General features: G+C 40.1%; 17 protein-coding genes. 4 read left to right on the forward strand and 13 right to left on the reverse strand.

All coding sequences use genetic code 11. The annotated features are described in order from the left end of the window. Positions 1-226: 226 nt before the first annotated feature. Together T344_RS0116030 and T344_RS0116035 are read left to right on the forward strand one after the other, a co-directional pair. Entirely contained in the window at positions 227-2,002 is a 1,776-nt protein-coding gene (locus T344_RS0116030) for a sensor histidine kinase (RefSeq protein WP_027629557.1), read from the forward strand. Continuing rightward, positions 1,995-3,599 carry a response regulator transcription factor gene (locus T344_RS0116035; RefSeq protein ID WP_027629558.1) on the forward strand — a complete coding sequence of 535 codons (1,605 nt, stop codon included), beginning with the start codon at positions 1,995-1,997 and terminating at the stop codon, positions 3,597-3,599. The genes T344_RS0116030 and T344_RS0116035 overlap by 8 nt, the downstream gene beginning before the upstream one ends. Before the next feature lie 111 nt (positions 3,600-3,710). Here T344_RS0116035 and nrdR read toward each other — a convergent pair whose 3' ends face one another. From nrdR to murA, 13 genes are all read right to left on the reverse strand, one after another. Continuing rightward, positions 3,711-4,169 (reverse strand): transcriptional regulator NrdR, encoded by a 459-nt coding sequence (gene nrdR, locus T344_RS0116040; RefSeq protein ID WP_004626895.1) that lies wholly within the window; start codon positions 4,167-4,169, stop codon positions 3,711-3,713. A 98-nt stretch (positions 4,170-4,267) separates the two neighbouring features. Continuing rightward, positions 4,268-5,041: an RNA polymerase sporulation sigma factor SigG gene (gene sigG, locus T344_RS0116045; protein WP_004626884.1), complete on the reverse strand. Its 774-nt coding sequence runs from the start codon at positions 5,039-5,041 to the stop codon at positions 4,268-4,270. Between the two features lie 158 nt (positions 5,042-5,199). Next, a complete protein-coding gene (gene sigE / locus T344_RS0116050) occupies positions 5,200-5,931 on the reverse strand; it encodes an RNA polymerase sporulation sigma factor SigE (protein WP_004626955.1) in 732 nt (243 codons plus the stop codon). Between the two features lie 90 nt (positions 5,932-6,021). Next, on the reverse strand, positions 6,022-6,921 hold the full coding sequence (gene spoIIGA, locus T344_RS0116055) for a sigma-E processing peptidase SpoIIGA (RefSeq protein ID WP_027629559.1): 900 nt from the start codon (positions 6,919-6,921) through the stop codon (positions 6,022-6,024). Between the two features lie 345 nt (positions 6,922-7,266). Further along, on the reverse strand, positions 7,267-9,246 hold the full coding sequence (locus T344_RS0116060) for an ABC transporter permease (RefSeq protein WP_027629560.1): 1,980 nt from the start codon (positions 9,244-9,246) through the stop codon (positions 7,267-7,269). Continuing rightward, complete coding sequence (locus T344_RS0116065; protein WP_004626870.1) at positions 9,239-10,006, reverse strand: ABC transporter ATP-binding protein; 768 nt, start codon at positions 10,004-10,006, stop codon at positions 9,239-9,241. The genes T344_RS0116060 and T344_RS0116065 overlap by 8 nt, the downstream gene beginning before the upstream one ends. Before the next feature lie 199 nt (positions 10,007-10,205). Beyond that, positions 10,206-11,219, reverse strand: coding sequence for a sensor histidine kinase (locus tag T344_RS0116070; RefSeq protein WP_027629561.1), 1,014 nt, complete (start codon positions 11,217-11,219; stop codon positions 10,206-10,208). Between the two features lie 191 nt (positions 11,220-11,410). Next, a complete protein-coding gene (locus tag T344_RS0116075) occupies positions 11,411-12,085 on the reverse strand; it encodes a response regulator transcription factor (protein ID WP_027629562.1) in 675 nt (224 codons plus the stop codon). Positions 12,086-12,614: 529 nt separating this feature from the next. Further along, positions 12,615-13,748 (reverse strand): cell division protein FtsZ, encoded by a 1,134-nt coding sequence (gene ftsZ / locus T344_RS0116080; protein ID WP_027629563.1) that lies wholly within the window; start codon positions 13,746-13,748, stop codon positions 12,615-12,617. 148 nt (positions 13,749-13,896) lie between these two features. Then, positions 13,897-15,132: a cell division protein FtsA gene (gene ftsA / locus T344_RS0116085; protein ID WP_027629564.1), complete on the reverse strand. Its 1,236-nt coding sequence runs from the start codon at positions 15,130-15,132 to the stop codon at positions 13,897-13,899. A gap of 46 nt (positions 15,133-15,178) precedes the next feature. Next, a complete protein-coding gene (locus tag T344_RS0116090) occupies positions 15,179-15,541 on the reverse strand; it encodes a small basic family protein (protein ID WP_027629565.1) in 363 nt (120 codons plus the stop codon). Positions 15,542-15,637: 96 nt separating this feature from the next. Then, complete coding sequence (locus T344_RS0116095) at positions 15,638-16,477, reverse strand: cell division protein FtsQ/DivIB (RefSeq protein WP_027629566.1); 840 nt, start codon at positions 16,475-16,477, stop codon at positions 15,638-15,640. 3 nt (positions 16,478-16,480) lie between these two features. Further along, on the reverse strand, positions 16,481-17,452 hold the full coding sequence (gene murA, locus T344_RS28450) for a UDP-N-acetylglucosamine 1-carboxyvinyltransferase (RefSeq protein ID WP_313560427.1): 972 nt from the start codon (positions 17,450-17,452) through the stop codon (positions 16,481-16,483). A 190-nt stretch (positions 17,453-17,642) separates the two neighbouring features. Between murA and T344_RS0116105 the strand changes: the two genes are divergently transcribed. Together T344_RS0116105 and T344_RS0116110 are read left to right on the forward strand one after the other, a co-directional pair. Next, positions 17,643-19,055, forward strand: coding sequence for a MurT ligase domain-containing protein (locus tag T344_RS0116105; RefSeq protein ID WP_027629567.1), 1,413 nt, complete (start codon positions 17,643-17,645; stop codon positions 19,053-19,055). 116 nt (positions 19,056-19,171) lie between these two features. Further along, positions 19,172-19,924 carry a type 1 glutamine amidotransferase gene (locus T344_RS0116110; protein ID WP_027629568.1) on the forward strand — a complete coding sequence of 251 codons (753 nt, stop codon included), beginning with the start codon at positions 19,172-19,174 and terminating at the stop codon, positions 19,922-19,924. The last annotated feature ends 768 nt before the right edge of the window (positions 19,925-20,692 follow it).

Consider the following 20,692-nt stretch of genomic DNA (forward strand, 5'->3'; position numbering starts at 1 on the left):
TATTCCTCCTCCAAATATTAAAATATTGTCTGCTACTTTATCAATGTTAACAACAGAAAGATTTTGAGTACATGATTTAATCATATTTTATTTGCACTAATCAGACATCATATACAAAATAGACAAAAATAAGCCGATTTTACTTTAAAAATTTTATGTAAAGTGTTAATATTGTCATGCGAAATATTACTTACTTAAATATATTGCTCATACTCAGGAGGATTTTATGAAGGGCCTTCAAAAGTTATTGCACTCTTCCATTATAAGAATACTGGCGGGGGGTTTTCTGCTTGTAATAGTTCCTACCATAGCCCTGTGCCTTATATACAGCTATTCCAGCATGGATATGCTGCGTGACGAGTATGACATTTCCTATGCAAACAATACAAAGTTAATTTCGGATCAGTTTTCCGACAAATTAAGAGATCTTGAAATGACAGCTGCTCCGCTTTTAGTGGATGAAGATCTGGTCAAAATGTCGGTCATGGATAAAAACAGCCTGGATTTGTGGAGTTATACCATTTTTAAATCGAGGCTGTCCCTCTATTTCGCATCCCGGTTTATTGCCTCAAATGTATCGGTCATTCTTCCCATTCAGAAGCGTGTTATTTCCACAAAATACGGTGTTGACTCCTTCAGCAAATACAATATGCTTGGAAATTTGCAGGAATTGAACAGAGATCAACCCATATGGGCTGTCAGGCCTTCACTGAGAAACCCCAATGAAAAGTGCTACTCTATTATCAAAGGCTATGCCTACCCCAGGCAGAGCCGCCCGCTGATTTCCATAGAGATAAGCGAGTCGGAAATCGTGGGGCAGCTTAAGGCTTTATTTGGAGACAATGACAAAATCATGGCTTCCTTTCTTATAGACATAAACGGCAAAGTCTTTAAGCTGGACAAGGATAATATATTAAATCAAAATATTCTTCAGAATATTATGGAGCAGAACAACAACAATACAAAATCCGAACCCTTTACATATAAGGACAAGGACGGCCTTTACCGTATAGTTTTCAGCAAACTGGATACTTACCAATGTATAATCGGAATCATATATAATGAAAAAGAGATCCTCAGTCCCGTTACCCGGATGATGTCGTTCCTGGTAGCCATCCTGATTTTTGCCGCCATTGCGGTTGCCTTTTATATTATTGTTTCATACAGAAAAATATATTCCCCGGCCAATGTACTGGTGGATGCCATGAAACGGGTGGCAGAGGGGGATTTTCAGTCTCATACCCATATAATCAATAATTCGGAATTCGGCATGATGTCGGTACAGTTTAATAACATGGTGGATCAACTGGATAAATCCTTAAAAGAAAAATATCTGGCACAGGAGAATTTAAACAAAGCACATTTAAAGTTTTTAAAATCTCAAATAAAGCCCCATTTCCTGTACAACTGTCTTTACAGCATTTATAATATGATAAAAAGCGAGAACCTGGATAATGCCGCAGATATGACCATGTATCTCGGACACTTCTACCAGAAGATCACCCATTTTGACGATAAGGACACAACAATCCTGCGGGAAATGGAAAATATTAAACTTTATCTCAAAATACATCAACTGCGCTCCCCCGAAAAGTTTGATTACAATTGTCTGATTGATGCCGGGCTTGAAGAGATGATCATTCCTTCCCTTTCATTGCAGACCATAGTTGAGAACGCCATTTCACACGCATTTGTAAATCATAACAGGAAAAATTTCATAGATATAAAAGCCATATGTGTAGACGAAAATGTACAGCTGATTGTTGAAGACAATGGAATAGGCTTAAGCCAGGAACAACTCGGGAATATTTTAAGCCAGCTAAACCTGGATTTCTCAGATAAGACACACGGCATCCAAAATGTTTTCTCCCGCTTCAGGCTCATGTACGGCGGGGAAGTGGAGTTAAACATCAGCACTGATATGGGTCGCGGAACAAAATTTACCTTCAGTATTCCAAAAACAATAATAAAACAGGAACAGGAGCTGCTGAAAAATGTATAATTTATTACTGGTAGATGATGAAAAGAGCATACTTGACGGTCTGTATTACAATATCGATTGGAACGAACTTGAAATCAGAGATGTTTTCCGTGCTGCCGATGTCCCCTCTGCATTGGAAATACTGGGAAGCCATCATATAGACATAGTGATTACCGATATCCGCATGCCAGGAACCGACGGTCTGACATTATGTGACAGGATACTTAAGCTGAATTCGTATACAAAAATAATTATTTTGTCGGGCTATAAGGATTTTGACTATGCCCAGCGGGCAATCAATATCAAAGTTTTCCGCTACGTACTTAAACCCCTTGAATATGAGGCTCTCAAATTAATAGTTGCAGAGGCATTATCTGAGATTAAGCAGGATTTGCAACAAAGCTTCATAGTCGAAGAAGCCAAGAAAAAAATAGACCAGATAAGACCTTTCATACAGGAGAGATATCTCAATCTATGGCTTGAAAAAGGTATGGAGGCTCCCTGGAAAACCTCCGGTGCTCTGGCCGAAACCGGTTTAGACATATATCCGGGGGATTATGGCTTTTTTGTTACCATAAAAGTAGATGAATGGATCTCCCAGCCTGTTAATTCAAGTATCGTGAATATTGCATTAAAAGATCTATCCTTTCAGCTTTTATGTGAAAATTGCAGAACCATAACCTATCACAGCATGACGGACAGCTACAATCTTCTCTTTTTAAGCCAGGACCGGGGATGGCTAAACTTATTATTCAAACAAATTGTAGACCGGCTTGAGTTTTTCCAGCTTTCCATCACCGAATCACTGGGCTGCACTGTCTCCATATTCTGGGATTTCCCTGTTGAACTGGCTAAAATAGGAGAAGCCTATCAAGGCATATCAGAGCGTATAAGGAGGCGGATCGGCATGCTGTCGGGCGGAATACTCGGGCCGGAAGCAGACGATAAAAAGCAGTCCAGTGAACTAAAAACACTGCTTAAGCGACCCTCCTTGTTAACTCTGCTAAGTACTTTTCAAAGGGAAAAATTGACCGGCAGGATAGCAGAAATATTCAAGGAGCTCAGACAGCCCGAATATCAGACCCAGGATAATATTTTGCAGACATATCACGCTGTAACGGGTACTCTCATATCGGATTCCCTGCAAAGGAATGTCCGCATCAACCAGTGGGGAAAAAATTATAAGGAGTTTTTTGAAGCTTCAAATACCCTCATATCACTTGAGGTTTTTGAGGATTTATGTTACGGAGCCATCAATCAATACATGGATTACATTGCAAATATGCAGCTGACTCAGAACAGGAAAGTTGTTGAAAAAATAAAATATATGATAGAGGAGCAGATTTCCTCAGATATATCTGTAAGCAGCCTTTCAAGAGCCTTTAACTACAATTCCAACTATCTCTCCCGGATTTTCAAACTGGAGACTGGAACCGCACTGCAGGACTATATCATACAGGTGCGTATTGAAAAGGCAAAGGCTTTATTGGCCCAGGGGGAACGTGTAAGCGATGTCTCTGCCAAAGTGGGATATGAAAATTTCCCTCATTTTAGCAGGATCTTCAAGAAAGTAGTCGGAGTAAGTCCAAAACAGTATCAGGTAAATTTTACGGGCTAATCCCGTTTTTTGATCCTATAAATATAAAAGCTGCTTCTGTTTATTTAAGAAGCAGCTCACAACCAGTGGTCTGTAACACCTAAAAGTCACATATTGCCGGCGGTTAAATTCCTATTTTTCGTCTCTCAGCAGATTTTTCAGCTCATCCATGAATGTATTGATATCTTTAAACTGGCGATACACCGATGCAAATCTTACATATGCCACTTCGTCCATGTTCTTAAGCTTTGCCATTACCATCTCTCCGATATCCTCGGTAGTTACTTCCCTGATGAGGGAGTTATGGAGCTGGGTTTCTATATTTTCAACCATTTTTTCAAGATCATTAATTGATATGGGCCTTTTTTCACATGCCCTTAAAAGTCCGTTCATTAACTTTTCCCTGTCAAAGGGCTGCCTGGATTTGTCCTTTTTTATTACCATCAAAGGAAGGCTTTCAACCTTTTCATAAGTCGTAAACCTTTTGGAACACTTTATGCACTCTCTTCTTCTTCGAATAGCCGAGCCTTCATCGGTAGGTCTGGAATCAATGACCTTATCTTCAATAAAACCGCAAAATGGACACTTCATTTTTTAATCCTCCATAATTCAATATCCATTTTACCTTATTTGAAAAAATTTGTATACCTTTTTTGAATACTGCTAAAAAGTCCGGCTGCCTGCCCGCCTCAGATATACTTTTTCATATGCATCAGAGCTGTTTTTTCCAGCCTGGACACCTGAGCCTGTGAAATTCCTATCTCATCTGCAACTTCCATCTGGGTGCGGCCTTCGAAAAATCTTAGATTGAGAATAAGCTTCTCCCTGTCATTGAGCTTTCTCATGGCCTCCTTCAGGGTTATGGTCTCCAGCCAGTTCTCATCAATATTCTTGTCGTCACTGACCTGATCCATTACGAATATTGCATCCCCGCCGTCATGATATACTGATTCGAATAATGAAATGGGATCCTGTATGGCATCCAGAGCAAATACAATATCCTCCTTGGGGAGCTGGAGCTCGGCTGCAAGCTCTGCGATGGTGGGCTCCTTGGAATTTTTCGTAGTCAGTCTTTCCTTGGCCTGCAAAGCCTTATAAGCAATATCTCTCAAGGACCTGCTGACCCTTATGGAATTGTTGTCTCTTAAATATCTCCGGATTTCACCGATTATCATAGGAACAGCATAGGTTGAGAATTTAACATTTTGAGAAACATCAAAATTATCAATAGCTTTAATTAATCCGATGCAGCCGACCTGGAACAGATCGTCCACATATTCGCCTCTGTTATTGAACCTCTGAATCACACTTAAGACCAACCTGAGATTGCCTTTGATGAATTCATCCCTGGCAGAATTATCACCCTTATGCATTCTTTCGAACAGCACTTTTTTCTGTTCATTTGTCAAAACAGGAAGTTTTGAAGTATTAACACCACAGATTTCAACTTTATTAATAAGCATATAAAAACCTCCCGAGCTATAATAACAAAGTCAATTATTAAGATTGACTTTGTCAATATCATTATTGCCATGGAGGTACTTTTTATACTGTTTTCACAAGTAAAATATTTTCGTCAAAGGCCTTGACAAAGCCTATTTTAAGGCCTTTTGCAGTCCTGTCAGGTCATGCGGCTGATTTCCTTTTTCAACCGGCTTATTATTCTTTTTTCAAGACGGGATATGTAGGATTGGGAGATTCCAAGCATATCTGCTACTTCTTTTTGAGTTTTTTCCACACCGTTTGTGAGACCGAATCTCAATTCCATAATTCTTTTTTCCCGGATGGATAATTTTTTCATTGCAGTATTGAGAAGCTCCTTATCGACTTCGTCCTCAATGCTTCTGTGAATCATATCATTTTCAGTTCCCAGAATATCCGATAACAGCAATTCATTTCCGTCCCAGTCGATATTCAGAGGTTCATCAATTGAAATCTCAGCTTTTACCCTGTTATTTCTCCTGAGATACATTAGTATTTCATTTTCAATGCACCGTGATGCATAAGTTGCCAGCTTTATATTTTTTGAGGGGTTAAAGGTATTTATAGCCTTAATCAGTCCGATCGTGCCAATGGAAATAAGGTCTTCAACACCAACACCGGTGTTCTCAAACTTTCTTGCTATATAGACTACCAGCCTTAAATTTCTTTCGATCAGAATGCTCTTTACGCCGTAATCACTCTGTTCAAGCTTATGCAGAAGATAGGTCTCCTCATCAACGGTAAGCGGTGGCGGCAGGGCCTCACTGCCCCCTATGTAATGAACAGGAAATATCCCTCCTAATTTCAGCTTTCTTAAAAGCTTCTCATAGCTTATAAGAAAGCACATTTTCAGTCTGGTAAAAAATTTCATTTGGCTGTCCCCTTTCAAATGTGGATAAATTGGTAAAGCGTAATTAAAATGCAGTTAAATATCCTGTGTGCATTTGTATGTTACATATGGCTAAGCGACTAATTCCGGTCCCAGTAATGCCTTGTACTTATCATTTCCGGATAAGGATCTGTTGTATATTCCCACAATTACATTTTTTATGTCACGTTTTTCTTCTTCCTCTCCAACTTCAATAAAATCCGGTTTAAAACCTATAAGCATGCCATTTTCTTTTCCCAGAGAACTAAAGGGGATCAGTCTGAATCTGGAAAACCACCTGGAGGTTGATATTGTCGCAGTTACACAATTGAGATCATCCTCCTTGGAGTTCTCAAAAATACTTCTTATTTCCGACGGCAGAAGTTCTTCCAATGCTTTAAATTCAACTACCATAACCGGAATATTTGTAAGGGGGTCCCTCAGTGAATTACCTGTATCCACCAGAGCCGGCAAACCGATTATTCTATTATCAAAAGCTATCTTTACAGGGATAAGCAGCTTATCCTTGTTGATCCTGCTTTGAATAACCTCCATGAAAATCTTGACGATTATGCCTACCGTCACAATACCAAAGAACATCAAACTGCCCCTGGACTGTCCGAAAACATATATTATGCCATTTCTTACAAACCCGCCCTGCTGGTTGAAATACAAAAAGGCCAGGGCTGCCCCTGCAAATATGAAGGTAGATATGTAGAAGATCACCAATGTTTTTAAGAACGGCAAAACCTTCCGCGGCGAAAAGGTTATTGCTATTATGAAAACAGACAGCAGTATTTTGGCAAATGCCGTATAATATACCTTCATTCCCGGCTGTAATATTATGAATATCACATAAAGTGCTCCCACTATTGCTCCTGCAAACAGTCGGAGAGTACTGACCCTTACCCGGGAGAACTTTGCTGTAACATAAAGTATCAAATAATTTATAACTAAATTTTCAAGTAACAGAATATCCAAATATATTTCCACTTTGTTTCCCTCACCCAATAGTAAAATAACGCATAAACACTATTAGTCCATACTTTACTATTATTCAAGCGCCTTTGTTTTTATGCCGAGTTATTACATCAACCTTCTTTTTTATCCATTCCTAATTATACATAGTTAATTTACAAAAGTTTGTCAAAAACAAATGTAGAAAAAGAAATATTGTGTGACAAGAAAACTCACCGGGCTCATTTCTCTATCAAAATAATATATAAATTCCTATACCGGGAAACTAAAATAAACAGCATATGCTCCTGCCAAACTGCCAGGGAGCATATGCTGCTTACTTCAGATCTTCCTATCCAGTACAATATTCTGTATATTGTACTAGTTCATTTGCCTGACTATGCTGTAGTATACTTTGGATGTAAATATATAACTCAGTCCGTACAACACTGCAAAAATACAGGATACAACAACACCCGTCGCTATTATTAATGTCCGGTTGTACAGGAACAGTACACCCAGCAGTTCTGTGATCATTCCAAACCCGGCCAGTGTATGAAGGACTGCAAATACCAGCGGCAGGAAGAATACCAGGAGAATCTGGCGTTTGATGGTGCCTTTTACCTCCGGATCACTCATGCCTACCTTCTGCATGATACTGAATTTATCCCTGTCATCAAAACCTTCGGTTATCTGCTTGTAGTACATTATCAAAAGCAGGCACATACTGAATATGATACCGAAGAATATTCCAAGAAACAGCAATCCTCCGTTCATTGAAACTGTTTCGTCACGGCCCACTATTCCATTCTTTAATAAAACGACTTCTTTTTTATCCTTGAACCAGCCGCTTAAGAGATTTGCAAATTCTTTTTTATTTTTATCCTCCCCATTTACCTGAAAGGCTATGGAATCAGTAAAATCCTTTTCCGGGTTGCCTGCCTCCACCATAATCTTTTTTACTGTATTTTGATCCTTCACAATGAAATAATAATCCTGGCCAAACCGTGCGACCGAAGATTTCCGATCGAAGTTCGTTTGGGCCAATTCCTTTTTTACCGTGTAGGTGTCACTGCCAAAAAGTACACTGCTGAAACCGAAATCAGCCCCAGTGGAATATACAAGAACCTCATCTTCCCCCAGTTCTTCGTTCTGACGCTCCATCCGATTATAGTCCTGAAGCGTAATCAGCTTTATGGTTTCAGCATTTGGTAGAAACCCTTTCCCAGACTTTTTGGCAAATTTGTTTTCAGTTTTCAGTGCACCGGTATCCATATAGGCATAGGAAATTTTATCATAGACATTTATATGAGCTTCCCCGGACAACTGGGAAAGCATGGAATCCAACCCTTTTCTGTCTATGGAACCGCCTGACTTATAATCAATCCGAAAATCAAAGGGGTATTGGAAATCAAGTACACCGGATGTTCCAAACCATAGAGCAGCCGTACATAACAATGTAATTATGGTCATGGTACTGAATATGCATATATTTGCCAGGCTGGCGGCACTTTTCTTCATTCGGTACAGCATTCCCGATATGGTGGTGTAATTTGCCTTGCGGTAATAAAAATTCCTGTTTCCCTTAAGTATACGGAGCAGCGCAAGTATCCCGGCCTTGAAGAAAAAATGTGTTCCCAGCACCACCAACGCAACTGCCAGAAGAAAATCGGTGAAAATACCTGAATCAACCTTTGAGATTATAGCGATATAATATCCCGCCGCAAGTAATACTATTCCCAGCAGAGCAGATATCCATAGGCGTTTCGGGGGTTTTTCCCCTGATTTTGCCCCCTTCATCAAATCATTGGGATTCGATTTGAATACCTGCACCAGATTCACTATCAAATTGAGCAGACTGACCCCTACAAAGTAATAAAATGATATTTTAAGAGCAATGAAACTAAAAGTAAATCCAGTGTCTACCGGCAATCGTGTAAGATTCAGCAGCACAAGGAACAGCAGTTTTGAAAAAACTACTCCAAGAATGATTCCGCCTGTAAATATAACAAGAAAAATATACATGGTCTCAAAGAACATCATAATGGCTATATGCTTTTTCTCAAGCCCGAGAATACTGTATAATCCCAGCTCCAGCTTCCTTCTCTTTATAAGAAAACTGTTTGAGTACAATAAAAACGGTACCAATATAACGCCCAGGAGAAAAAGCCCAATCCCCATAAGAACCACTAAATAAGCACTGTGAGGAAGCTTTTTCATCAACTCATTATTCATTATGGATGAAAAAACGAAAAATACAAAAACTGAGAATATTCCTGCAAGCATATATGGAAAGTACGTTATTCCATTTTTCTTAATACCCACAAAAGCCAGCTTTGGCAGAAGAAACCTCTTATTCATACTGTGTTCCTCCTGTTTGCAGCACTGTCATGGTATCGGCTATTTTCTTAAACATTTCCTCCTTGGTGGCGTTCGCACGGTATATCTGATTGAAGACACAGCCGTCCTTGATGAACAGAACTCTGCCGGCATGGCTTGCAGCCTGTATACTGTGAGTTACCATCAATATCGTCTGACCCTCTGCATTTATTTCCGAAAAAAGTCTGAGCAATCTGGCAGAAGCCTTGGAGTCAAGAGCACCGGTAGGTTCATCTGCCAGAACGATCTTGGGATTTGTTATCAGGGCCCTGGCTGCCGCTGCCCTCTGCTTCTCACCGCCCGATACCTCATATGGGTATTTTTGCAGCAGCTGGTCAATTCCCAGCTTTTTGGCCAACGGTTCCAGTCTCCTGTGCATTTCATCATAGGAATGGCCCGATAAAACAAGGGGCAAAAAAATGTTATCCTGCAAGGAAAACGTATCCAATAGATTAAAATCCTGAAAAACAAAGCCCAGATTATCCCTTCGGAAAGCCGAAAGCTCACCTTGCTTTATTTTTGACAGATCCCTGCCGTCCAGCATGACCTGTCCGCTGGTGGCCTTATCAATAGAAGCCAGAATATTCAGAAGCGTTGTCTTGCCAGAGCCCGACTCTCCCATTATTGCCACGTATTCACCTTTCTCAACCGAGAAGGTGACACTGTCCAAAGCCTGTACCTTATTTCCTCCAAACCGTGAAGTATATATCTTCTTTACATTTTTAATTTCTAAAAGTGCCATGTTAACCTCCATAAATCGTATTGTTGCTTTGAGCCGCACAGCGGCCATAATATTTCCGGGACAGGCCGTGTGCCTTTTCATTTGTTTAATAAAAATACTTTATGGATATATTATGGAATATTTAGAAATTGGCTGCCATAGACCTGACTTACATTTCCACGGTTAACCTTACATTTCTGTAAGGTATGTTTTTGTTCTCTTAAAAAGTCCTGACCGAGACATCTATGCAGGCTTTTGTACCCCTGCCCACCTCTGAAAAAACCTCTATCCTATGGGACAATTTGTCCAGAACCTGTTTGCATAAATAGAGACCAATTCCGGTAGATCTCTTGTCAAACCTGCCGTTATATCCTGTAAAGCCTTTTTCAAAAATCCTCGGCAAATCTTCAGACTTGATTCCAATGCCGGTATCCTGAATAACAAGCCATTCTTTATTATTGTTTTTTTCCAGGCTTATTGTTATACCTCCGACTGGAGTATACTTGACAGCATTGGTAATAAGCTGTTCTATAACAAATAAAAGCCACTTTTCGTCGGTTATGACCCTACAGTCAAAGTCCCTGATATCAATGGAAAGCTTGCTGTTGATAAACAATACGGCATTTCTTTTAACAGCCTGATTGACAATATCCTTTAACCGGTATTCCCTCAAAATCATATCGGAAGACATGCTTTCCAGCCTGAGATAATGCATTACCATTTCTATATATTGTTCAATCTTAAACAATTCTTCCTGCAGGGCATAAGAACTTATCTCCTTCTCATCATTCTGGAGCATGAGCCTCATTGCCGCCAGAGGTGTTTTTATCTGATGGGCCCACAGCGAGTAATAATCCTTCATTTCCGACTCTTTGAGATTTGTATTGAACTGCAATTGCTGCATTTCCTCATACAAGCCCCTGATAATCTCCTGATATTGTGTTTCCTTCCGGTCGGTTGCCTGAGGCAGCAGTTCAATTACATTTTCAAGATTTGAACACATTTCTTCAGTTTTTGCTATCCTGTCAGCATACTCCGTAAAATCCCATACACCGATGCACAGACTTATAAAAATGGAAATATAGACACCGTAAAGAAGCTTGTCCAGATTTTCCAACTGATACAGTGCACATATGGCACCAAAAATGAGCTGGTACAGAAGAAACATCAAGATTACTTTTCGCCTGTCCCTGACATATTGCAGTAACATCCCTAAAGAGCGCCTGTCCCTCATATTAACCTCCATGAGCCGCATTGCGGCCACAAAATGTAATGAAAACCTATATCCTTTATCGCAATGTGGCGAATAAAGGAGGTTAATTGGCCATGTGCGCTTTCAAAGTATTGCAAAATACTTTGAATATTTCGCACGGCCATAAATTCACAGGTTAGTTTGGAAGACGAGTATTGGCGAAGTCTTTCACGCTAACCACCTATAATATATCCTATACCTTTTTTAGTCTGTATAAAGTTTTCAATGGAAGCGTCCTCCAATTTTTTGCGCAATCTGGTCATGTTTACCGTAAGTGTGTTGTCATCCACAAAACAATCATTATCCCACAGACGCTTCATAATTTGCTCCCGGCTCACTATCCTTCCAATGTTTTCATAGAGCAGCTGTATGATCCTCTGCTCATTCTTGGTAAGCTCCAGCTTCTGATCGCGGTATACCAGAGTCCCGTCCATAGAATTGAACAAAACGCCATTATGCTCCTGGTAAGCCGTCTGTTCATTGTAAGCATAAGTTCTTCTTAATATTGCCTGGACCTTGGCTGTAAGCACCTCAAAATCAAAGGGCTTTGCAATAAAGTCATCTCCCCCCATATTTACAGCCATTACGATATTCATATTATCACCGGCGGAGGAAACAAAAATCACAGGGATCTTGGATAGCTTTCTGATCTCGGTACACCAGTAAAAGCCGTTATAAAAGGGGAGGGATATATCCATCAATACCAGCTGGGGATCAAACTTTATGAATTCTCCCACAACATTGTTGAAATCGCCGACACTATGCACGTCATAACCCCACCTTTGCAGATGCTTTTTGATCTCTGCCGAAATTACACCGTCATCTTCAACAAGAAAAATTTTATACATGGTACACTTCCTTTGAAAATTTATTTAAACTCTATAATCAGCATAAACTTGCAACTGCAAAGCTGTGTAACAATTTTACAAGTTAACTTAACGTGTTGTGCTAGTTATTTTAATTTTTGCTTTACCTTTTTAATTTTTTTATATCAAATGGTAACTTCCGTACTAACTTCATGAAATAAGGATGCCCCCAAAACAATTACGAAAATTGTATCGCCTCATTTAAAGCGGTTTTGCCGTCGCTCAAACTCGACCTCCTGTCTTGATTTGAAGCTCAAAGCAACGTCCTGTTGCTTTGCCGGCAAAACCACTTTACCTTCGTCGACAATTTACCGCAATTGTTTTTAACTGTGCATCTTATTTCATGAAGTTGTACTCACGTACCAGTTGATTCTGATTAAATCTATCTGTAAAGCAAAACAAAAATTTTAATTAGCACAACGGGTCAACTTATTAAAAAGGAAGTGCACATCCCACTTTAACAGTAGTCTGCGGCACTTCCCAGATATTTTACCATATTCTTAATATTCCATTATTTAAATCTGTTCCTTCTCAGGAAGGTTGGTATGTCAAGCTCGTTATCAGAAGAAACTGCATTGGCATTATTCTTTTCAGCAGTTGCTGCTGCGTAGCTGCTGCTGTCATGAGCCGGAACAGCCGTCGGTGCCTGCTTCGGTTTTTCAGCAGGTTTGTCAAATTTCTTTAAAACCGGACTGTTCTCAAAACCCGTAGCTATAACCGTTATCATCAATTCATCCTTAAGGTTGTCGTCAATAACAGCTCCAAATATGATATTTGCTTCGGGATCTGCCGACTTCTGGACAAGCTCCGCGGCTGTATTAACTTCAAACAAACCCAGATCGGGACCGCCGGTGATATTTACCAGTACTCTTCTTGCCCCTTCGATTGAAGTTTCCAGCAGAGGACTGTGAATTGCCTGTCTTGCCGCTTCTTCGGCCCTGCTTTCACCATTGGCTCTTCCTATACCCATATGGGCAAGGCCGGAGCTCAGCATTATAGTCTTAACATCTGCAAAGTCAAGATTTACCAAGCCAGGTACGGCTATCAAATCGGATATACCCTGAACACCCTGCCGAAGCACATCATCAGCCATCCTAAAAGCTTCCACCATAGTAGTGCGCTTTTCCACAACCTGAAGCAACCTGTCATTTGGAATGGTGACAAGTGAATCAACTGAATTTTTAAGGTTCTCTATTCCTCTTTCAGCATGCTGCATGCGCGTTCTGCTTTCAAACATAAAAGGTTTTGTAACAACCGCTACTGTCAGAATTCCCATTTCCCTGGCAAGCTGTGCTACCACGGGAGCAGCACCCGTACCGGTACCACCGCCCATACCTGCGGTTACAAATACCATGTCTGCACCTTTTATTGCCTGGGCGATTTCATCTCTGCTTTCATTTGCCGCCTTTTCTCCGATATCGGGATTAGCACCTGCTCCAAGACCCTTTGTAAGCTTGTCTCCAATTTGAATCTTGGTGTTTGCCTTGGATAAAAACAAAGCCTGTTTATCTGTATTTATAGCTATAAAATCCACACCTCTAAGTCCTGCATCAATCATCCTGTTAACGGCATTGTTTCCTCCTCCGCCGCATCCTACTACCTTTATCTGGGCAAAATGATCCATATCAATCTCGAAATCTAGCAAAGTAAATCCCCCTTTAGCATTGGTAAATTAGACTTGAATTGCCTACCTGTGTATATTGATTAAATGGTTAATAATCCAAAAAAGTTATAAAAAGCACATAATAATAATATAGTAAAAATGTAATTTAGGCAAGTTTTGTTTATATTGCCTAATAAAAAAAATCTTTCAAAGCACTGATAACCTTCTTGAGGAAGGTTCGTTCCCTGACCTTTTTATTGGCTTTGGGAATACTCTTTATACTGATGGTGCTTGCTTCCCTGTCCTGCCGCGCTATATATTTCACCATTCCTGCTGCAGTACAGTAATCAAGTGTGGGTATGTTTTTCACTTTTGGAGCGGCAACCCTGACAGGGATGTCAAAAATGTCATATGCTATCTGCATGGCACCATCCAGGGTGGATATCCCATTTCCTGAAAGTACAACTCCCGCACCGTAGCTGCCGGGGCAATTTGTATAAACGAGGTCTTTGCAGAGGCTGAATATTTCATATACTCTTGCCTCTATAACTTCTATCGCATCGGAAACCTTTATATTTTTCTTGAAACTCTCGCTCAGATCATTAACAGATATTTCCTGATCGTTTTTGATAAGTGTGGTCAATGCCAGTTGGAATTGTCTCTTGATTTTTTCAGATTCGGCATAAGTCATTTTTAACGCTATGGATAAATCATTTGTGATATGATCCCCGCCTACAGGAAGGCATCTGTTCATCACAAGCTTTTCATCCTTATACACACTGATCTCGGTGGTCCCCCCGCCAATATCAATGAGTATGACACCCATATCTTTTTCATCAGGGAGCAGAATGCATTCTCCCGCGGCAAAACCTTCGGCAATGAGCCCGTCCACCTTGATTCCCGCTTTTTCCATACTTCTGACAATGTTCTGTATGGAAATAATTTTTCCAACCACGACGTCAAAATCCCCTTCAAGCTTGGTTCCCTTCATTCCCACGGGATCGTTTATCCCATCATAACCGTCGACAATAAACTGTCTGGGAACCACATCTATTATCTCGCTGTCAGCAGGTATTGAAATGGTTCCTGCCGCATAAAGTAGCTTTTCCACATCATGCCTGGAGATTTCCCTGGAATCGCTGGCTATATTCGTATATGTCTTATGATTGATGATATCAACATGCAGACCGGAGATGTTGACGTAGGCTGAACCAACCTTCAACTCTGCCTGGGCTTCCGCTTTTTTTACAGAACTTTGTATTGAATTGGAGGTAGCTTCAATGTCAACAATTATTCCTTTTTTTATACCCGAACAGCTTTCAATACCTTTGCCTAAGATTTCAACTTCACCTGTATTATTGGTTTTTCCAACTACGGTGCTTACTTTTGAAGTTCCTATATCCACTCCTACAATAACATCAGACACGAAACTGCCCCCCTAATTTATGCATCAAAAATGCCTCGAAATGCGCTTAAATATCCTCTTTTACTATATTATCTTTTTTGAGAAATTTATTCAATAGATATCTTCTAATTAAAGCAAAGTTTAAAAAGAGCCTGTTTCCAAATGCAAATATTGCGGCAAGATATATCTGAATTCCCAGCTTGTCTCCAATATATGCCAGACCTGCGGCCAGCAAAGCATTTCCAAAAAATCCGGATAAAAATATTCTCATTTCGAATTTTTTGTTTATGGTGGCAACTATTCCCCCGAATACCGAGTCCATGGCGGCCAGAATTGCAACAGCCACATATGTAAAGTATTGGGACGGAATGGTAATTGGAATGAACAGTCCAATAAGTATTCCTAAAATTAATCCTAATATTGGTATCATAGCATTTTACTCCTTTTCTCTCTTGTTGTCTGTTAAATATTTTTAGATTGGCATTAGCTTTACTTGATTATATGTATAATTCCGCCTGTAAAACCATTACTCTCCCGGTACAAAGTACGGATTGCTCCCCTTTGTAAAATCCAGAGTACCTTTTTGCGTTTCATTGATATTATTAACAAATAAATGTCTAAAAACACTTATCTGATAATCTGTATACTCCAAATCTCCAAATTTGGCGGTAACTCTTTTGTCAAACTGTACAGACATATAAGGTACATCGGACAAATCAACCGAAGTAATTTTTTTATATAATTTTAATTTTTCATCCTTATCACTTTTTGCAATAAGATCACAAAAACTTATCAGATCAATTAAGGGATTCTCTCCTTTAAATTTTACAGCTTGTCCCAATTTATAGCTATCCACCGAAATACCTATTATTTTAAAATAATCCTTCAATTTCGGAGATTTGCTGTCAAGGAGCTCCAGCACATAACCCTCCCTGTCAATGAGGAGATTTGTCCCTCCATTATCAAGAACTGCAAACGGTGTTCTTTCCTGCACTTTTATTTTAATTGATTTTGGTAAGGCCGGCCTTATGCTCACAGACTTAACATACGGCATAGAATTCAATACTTCCTGTTCCAGTTCGCTAAAGCTTAAAGTCAGCAGATTCTTTGGTTTTTCTCCCAGCATGTTGAATACATTTTTCCCGGGAACAAGACCGGTACTCAGAATTAACTCATTTGCTGAATATTTTTTATTGCCTGCTGTTTCTATTTTATCGACGATAAAAACCGATGATCTGGCAAATATGATTATCCCCGCAGCAATCAGAACAAAGAGGAAAAACCGCCGGATTCTTCTCATTCTTCTGCGCACTTTTTTGCTTACTTTCTTTTTCTTTACATTTGAAGCTGGTGGTGTTTTTTTCATTTGTTAATTCCTTAATATATCTGCTCCTAACGAAGCCAGTTTTTCTTCCACTTTGTAATAGCCCCTGTCAATGTGATCCAGACCGGATACAAAAGTTTCTCCGTTTGCAGCAAGGCCTGCCAGTATCAATGCAGCTCCGCCCCGCAGATCCCTTGCCGCCACCTGGGCCCCGTTCAGCCTGCCGACTCCCTTTATTACGGCCATACGGCCATCTATTCTTATATTTGCTCCCATCTTTAAAAGCTCATCCACATGCTTATATCTACTCTCAAATATGGTTTCTATTATTATGCTCGTGCCTTTGCACACGGTGAGCAAAGCCATTATCTGAGCCTGCATATCTGTGGGAAAACCTGGATATGGTAAAGTCCTGATAACTTCAACCGATTCCAGCTTGGACCCTGAAACAATTTGAATATCGTTTCTTTTAATATTGATCTGACAGCCAATATCCCGTAAAACCGACGCTATTGAAATAATGTGTTCGGGGATAATATCCTTGATAACAACATTTCCGCCTGTAATTGCCGAAGCAACCATATATGTACCAGTAATGATCCTGTCAGGAATTACGTTGTATTCTACATTATTAAATTTCTTCTCGAAGCCCCTGATCCGTATGACACTTGAACCTGCTCCGGTTACCCTGGCGCCTATCTTTTGCAGGAAGTTCTGCAGATCAACTATTTCGGGTTCTTTGGCAGCATTTCTGATAATTGTATCCCCCCGTGCATAAACAGCTGCTATCATGGCATTTTCAGTAGCGCCTACACTGGGATAATCCAGATATATGTCACAACCAATAAGTCCGTCTGTTTCACAGGTGATATATCCGCCATTGGTGTCATTGATTTTGGCTCCCAGACTTCTTAAAGCTTTTAAATGGAGATCTATTGGCCTGGGGCCTATTTCACAACCACCCGGATGTGTTAATCTACGGGCATTTAACAGGATAATTATATCATAAAAATGTATTGCCCATCAAATAAGATGTTAATAAATCTGTTAATAATAAGTATATAGGTAATTTAGTTTATTTTATTTAGTAATATCGTATTAATGTTTTGCATATTGCGGTATGGTGTTATAATGTTTTATATTAATAATACTATAGGCATCTGCCAAGAAATTGTATCATTATGGTATTAAACGATTAGGAGCATTTATGAAATTGAGACAGGTAATATCTATTTTTATATCAAAACTTGCCATAAAAGTACTCCGGCTTATAAAAAAGGGCGGAACTACTCTCCCCGGCAAACTGGCCTTTAAAATTTACCCCGGCATACTCAGATCGATTGCCGGGAACTTTGAAATAATCATGGTAACAGGTACAAACGGCAAAACCACAACCACCAGAATTATAGAAGAGATTTTGAAAAACAACAATATAGACTACATAACCAATAAATCCGGAGCAAATCTTTTAAGCGGAATAACAACCATATTTATTCAGGCTGTTACTCTCACAGGAAAGCCCAGGCACAGGGTGGCACTTATTGAAAGCGATGAAGCCGCCTTTAATCAGGTCACCAAGCATCTTCAGCCCAAAGCTGTCGTTGTCACCAACTTTTTCAGGGATCAGCTTGACAGGTTCGGTGAGCTTTATTCAACCCTGAACGCCGTCAAATCAGGCCTTGAGAGGGTAGGTGACAATACAGCCCTTATTCTTAATGCCGATGATTCCATGTGTGCATCTTTGGGCAGAGAAACAAATAAACCCGTATTTTACTACGGCATTGCTCCGGAGGCCCAAGCCGGTGATACCCTGAACTCAGGTGATATTAATACCGATGCCATATTCTGTATAAACTGTAAAAGCAAATATCAGTATACCCATCATATTTATGGTCACCTGGGGGGATTTTTCTGTACCGGCTGCGGTTACAAAAGACCTGCTGCCAGCCTTGAATGTACCGGTATACAGGAAGCAGGCAGCAGCCATACCACAATAAACTGGAAATCCGCTCCTCCCCTTTCCGAAACTTTGCAGGAATATACCACCCGCATCAATCTTCCAGGCCTGTATAACGTTTACAATGCAATGGCAGCAGCCACATGCGGCCTTGCTTTAAACTATGGTGCCAATACGGTGATCAGTGCCATGCAGTCTTTTGAATGCGGGTTTGGAAGAATGGAAGCCATAACGGTTGGAGATAAAACAATAAAACTTATCCTTGTAAAAAATCCCACAGGATTCAATCAGGTATTGAGCTTTCTTGCTCTTGACGAGCAACAGTTAAATGCGGCGTTTCTCATAAATGACAAGCTGGCCGACGGCACTGATATCTCCTGGCTTTGGGACGTGGATTTCGAGCAGCTTAACAAAAGCCCCGATAAAATAGGCAATCTGTTTGCCTCCGGACTCCGAGGCGAGGATATGGCCGTCAGATTGAAATACAGTGGTCTGGACACCAGAAAAATAAGGATTATTAAGGACTACCAGCTGCTGCTGGACCGCGGTCTGGAGCAAACTCCCCCCGGAGGCTGCTTCCACATATTGCCCACCTATACTGCAATGCTGGATATTCGTGGTATCCTAAAGAAAAAGTACAATTTAAAGGAGTTCTGGAAATAGCGTAAAAAACGCGAAACATATAGAAGTGCGAACATTGTCTATTTCGCGTTGCAAAAACCCTCAGCGGGGTTTTCATCACTAATGAGACGCTGCACAAGCAGCTGATTGGAGATTTTATGTATGATTTGAACATTTGTCATTTATACCCCGATCTGCTCAATACCTATGGGGACAGAGGCAATATCCTGGCCCTGCAGAGACGAGCCCAGTGGCATGGAATAAACACACAGATAACCAATATTACCATCGGTGACTCTTTTGATTCATCAGAGTACGATATTATTTTCCTGGGCGGCGGACAGGATTACGAACAGGAAATCATCCAGGCTGATGTGTTAAATCAGAAAGGCAGTGAAATAAAGACAGCCATAGACAATATGAAGGTCTTTCTGTGCATTTGCGGAGGATATCAGTTAATGGGCAAGTACTATAAGACCTGGGACGGCAAGGAAATAGAGTTTCTTGGCGCACTGGACCTGTGGACGGTGGGCGGAAAGGAACGCATGATAGGAAACATCGTGTTTGAAAGCGATTTTATATCGGAAGACGGAAAACCTTTAAAAATAGTAGGTTTTGAGAACCACTCCGGGAGAACTTATCTTGGAGAGGGTATCAGACCCCTGGGTAAGGTTCTTTCTGGCAGTGGCAATAACGGAACCGACGGTTATGAAGGCGCAGTGTACAATAATGTTTACTGCTCCTATTCACATGGCAGCCTTCTTCCAAAAAATCCTCGGCTGACGGACCATTTGCTCACTCTGGCACTAAAACAGAAATACACTGATTTTGATACTTTGGGACAATTGGATGACACCTTTGAGACCGCTGCCAGATCCTCGGTTATCGAAAGAATACTTAAGAATATATAGATTATTTTTTGGGAAATAGTAATAAATTCAAAAAAGTAGTTGACATTAAAAAAAGTAACATGTTAAGATATCTATTAATATAATAATCGTAAGCTTAAATGTGATGAATGGGAAAACTGATTCTTTAAGAAATAAATCAGTTGGCAGATCATATGATTCTTCAAAGCGAGCAGTAGGCGGTGAAAGTACTGCAGGATAATATATTTGTGAGTTCTCCCATGAACAGTGTGATTGAACTTTATTCGTAGGTCATACCGGGTCCTTCCCGTTATAGTAGGAGTGTATCGGATATGTATGATTATATTCCCGTACATGATTGAGATGGTTTTTTACCAATTTGGGTGGTACCGCGTGGATTATAAGTCCTCGTCCCTTGTTTAAGGGATTGAGGGCTTTTTTATATTTTTTACTTTTTTAAAACAATAATATTATGAGAATACTCTCGAAAAGTAATTGGTAATTTCGAGAAAAACCAATACTTCACTCCATTTTCTTTGTGAAATGGAGCTATTTGTAGAAAAAGCATTGTACCTTGAGAAATTAATAGTTGTGTAATTTTGAGCCCAGATTTTTTGGGACAGCAAATAAACCTTTGAAATTCAAAGATTTTTAAATGCTGTTTGAAAAGTTCTTGTACTATTGCAATAGACTCAGAATACTAAAGGATTTGTGTTTGATCCAAGCATCCAGATGTATATTAGCAGCAGCGAAAGTGGCTCTTGCAAAACGGTGCTTTGAGCTCCTTGTTTTACCAGCTTCGATGTCATA

Origin of the sequence: Ruminiclostridium cellobioparum DSM 1351 = ATCC 15832 (genome assembly GCF_000621505.1) — a bacterium.
Lineage (GTDB): Bacteria > Bacillota > Clostridia > Acetivibrionales > DSM-1351 > Ruminiclostridium > Ruminiclostridium cellobioparum.

Excerpts from the sequence above, each read along its gene's own strand:
- T344_RS0116030 (WP_027629557.1), top strand. The coding sequence starts at position 227 with ATGAAGGGCCTTCAAAAGTTATTGCACTCTTCCATTATAAGAATACTG.
- T344_RS0116035 (WP_027629558.1), top strand. The coding sequence starts at position 1,995 with ATGTATAATTTATTACTGGTAGATGATGAAAAGAGCATACTTGACGGT.
- nrdR (WP_004626895.1), bottom strand. The coding sequence starts at position 4,169 with ATGAAGTGTCCATTTTGCGGTTTTATTGAAGATAAGGTCATTGATTCC.
- sigG (WP_004626884.1), bottom strand. The coding sequence starts at position 5,041 with ATGCTTATTAATAAAGTTGAAATCTGTGGTGTTAATACTTCAAAACTT.
- sigE (WP_004626955.1), bottom strand. The coding sequence starts at position 5,931 with ATGAAATTTTTTACCAGACTGAAAATGTGCTTTCTTATAAGCTATGAG.
- T344_RS0116060 (WP_027629560.1), bottom strand. The coding sequence starts at position 9,246 with ATGAATAAGAGGTTTCTTCTGCCAAAGCTGGCTTTTGTGGGTATTAAG.
- T344_RS0116065 (WP_004626870.1), bottom strand. The coding sequence starts at position 10,006 with ATGGCACTTTTAGAAATTAAAAATGTAAAGAAGATATATACTTCACGG.
- T344_RS0116070 (WP_027629561.1), bottom strand. The coding sequence starts at position 11,219 with ATGAGGGACAGGCGCTCTTTAGGGATGTTACTGCAATATGTCAGGGAC.
- T344_RS0116075 (WP_027629562.1), bottom strand. The coding sequence starts at position 12,085 with ATGTATAAAATTTTTCTTGTTGAAGATGACGGTGTAATTTCGGCAGAG.
- T344_RS0116090 (WP_027629565.1), bottom strand. The coding sequence starts at position 15,541 with ATGATACCAATATTAGGATTAATTTTAGGAATACTTATTGGACTGTTC.
- T344_RS0116095 (WP_027629566.1), bottom strand. The coding sequence starts at position 16,477 with ATGAAAAAAACACCACCAGCTTCAAATGTAAAGAAAAAGAAAGTAAGC.
- T344_RS0116105 (WP_027629567.1), top strand. The coding sequence starts at position 17,643 with ATGAAATTGAGACAGGTAATATCTATTTTTATATCAAAACTTGCCATA.
- T344_RS0116110 (WP_027629568.1), top strand. The coding sequence starts at position 19,172 with ATGTATGATTTGAACATTTGTCATTTATACCCCGATCTGCTCAATACC.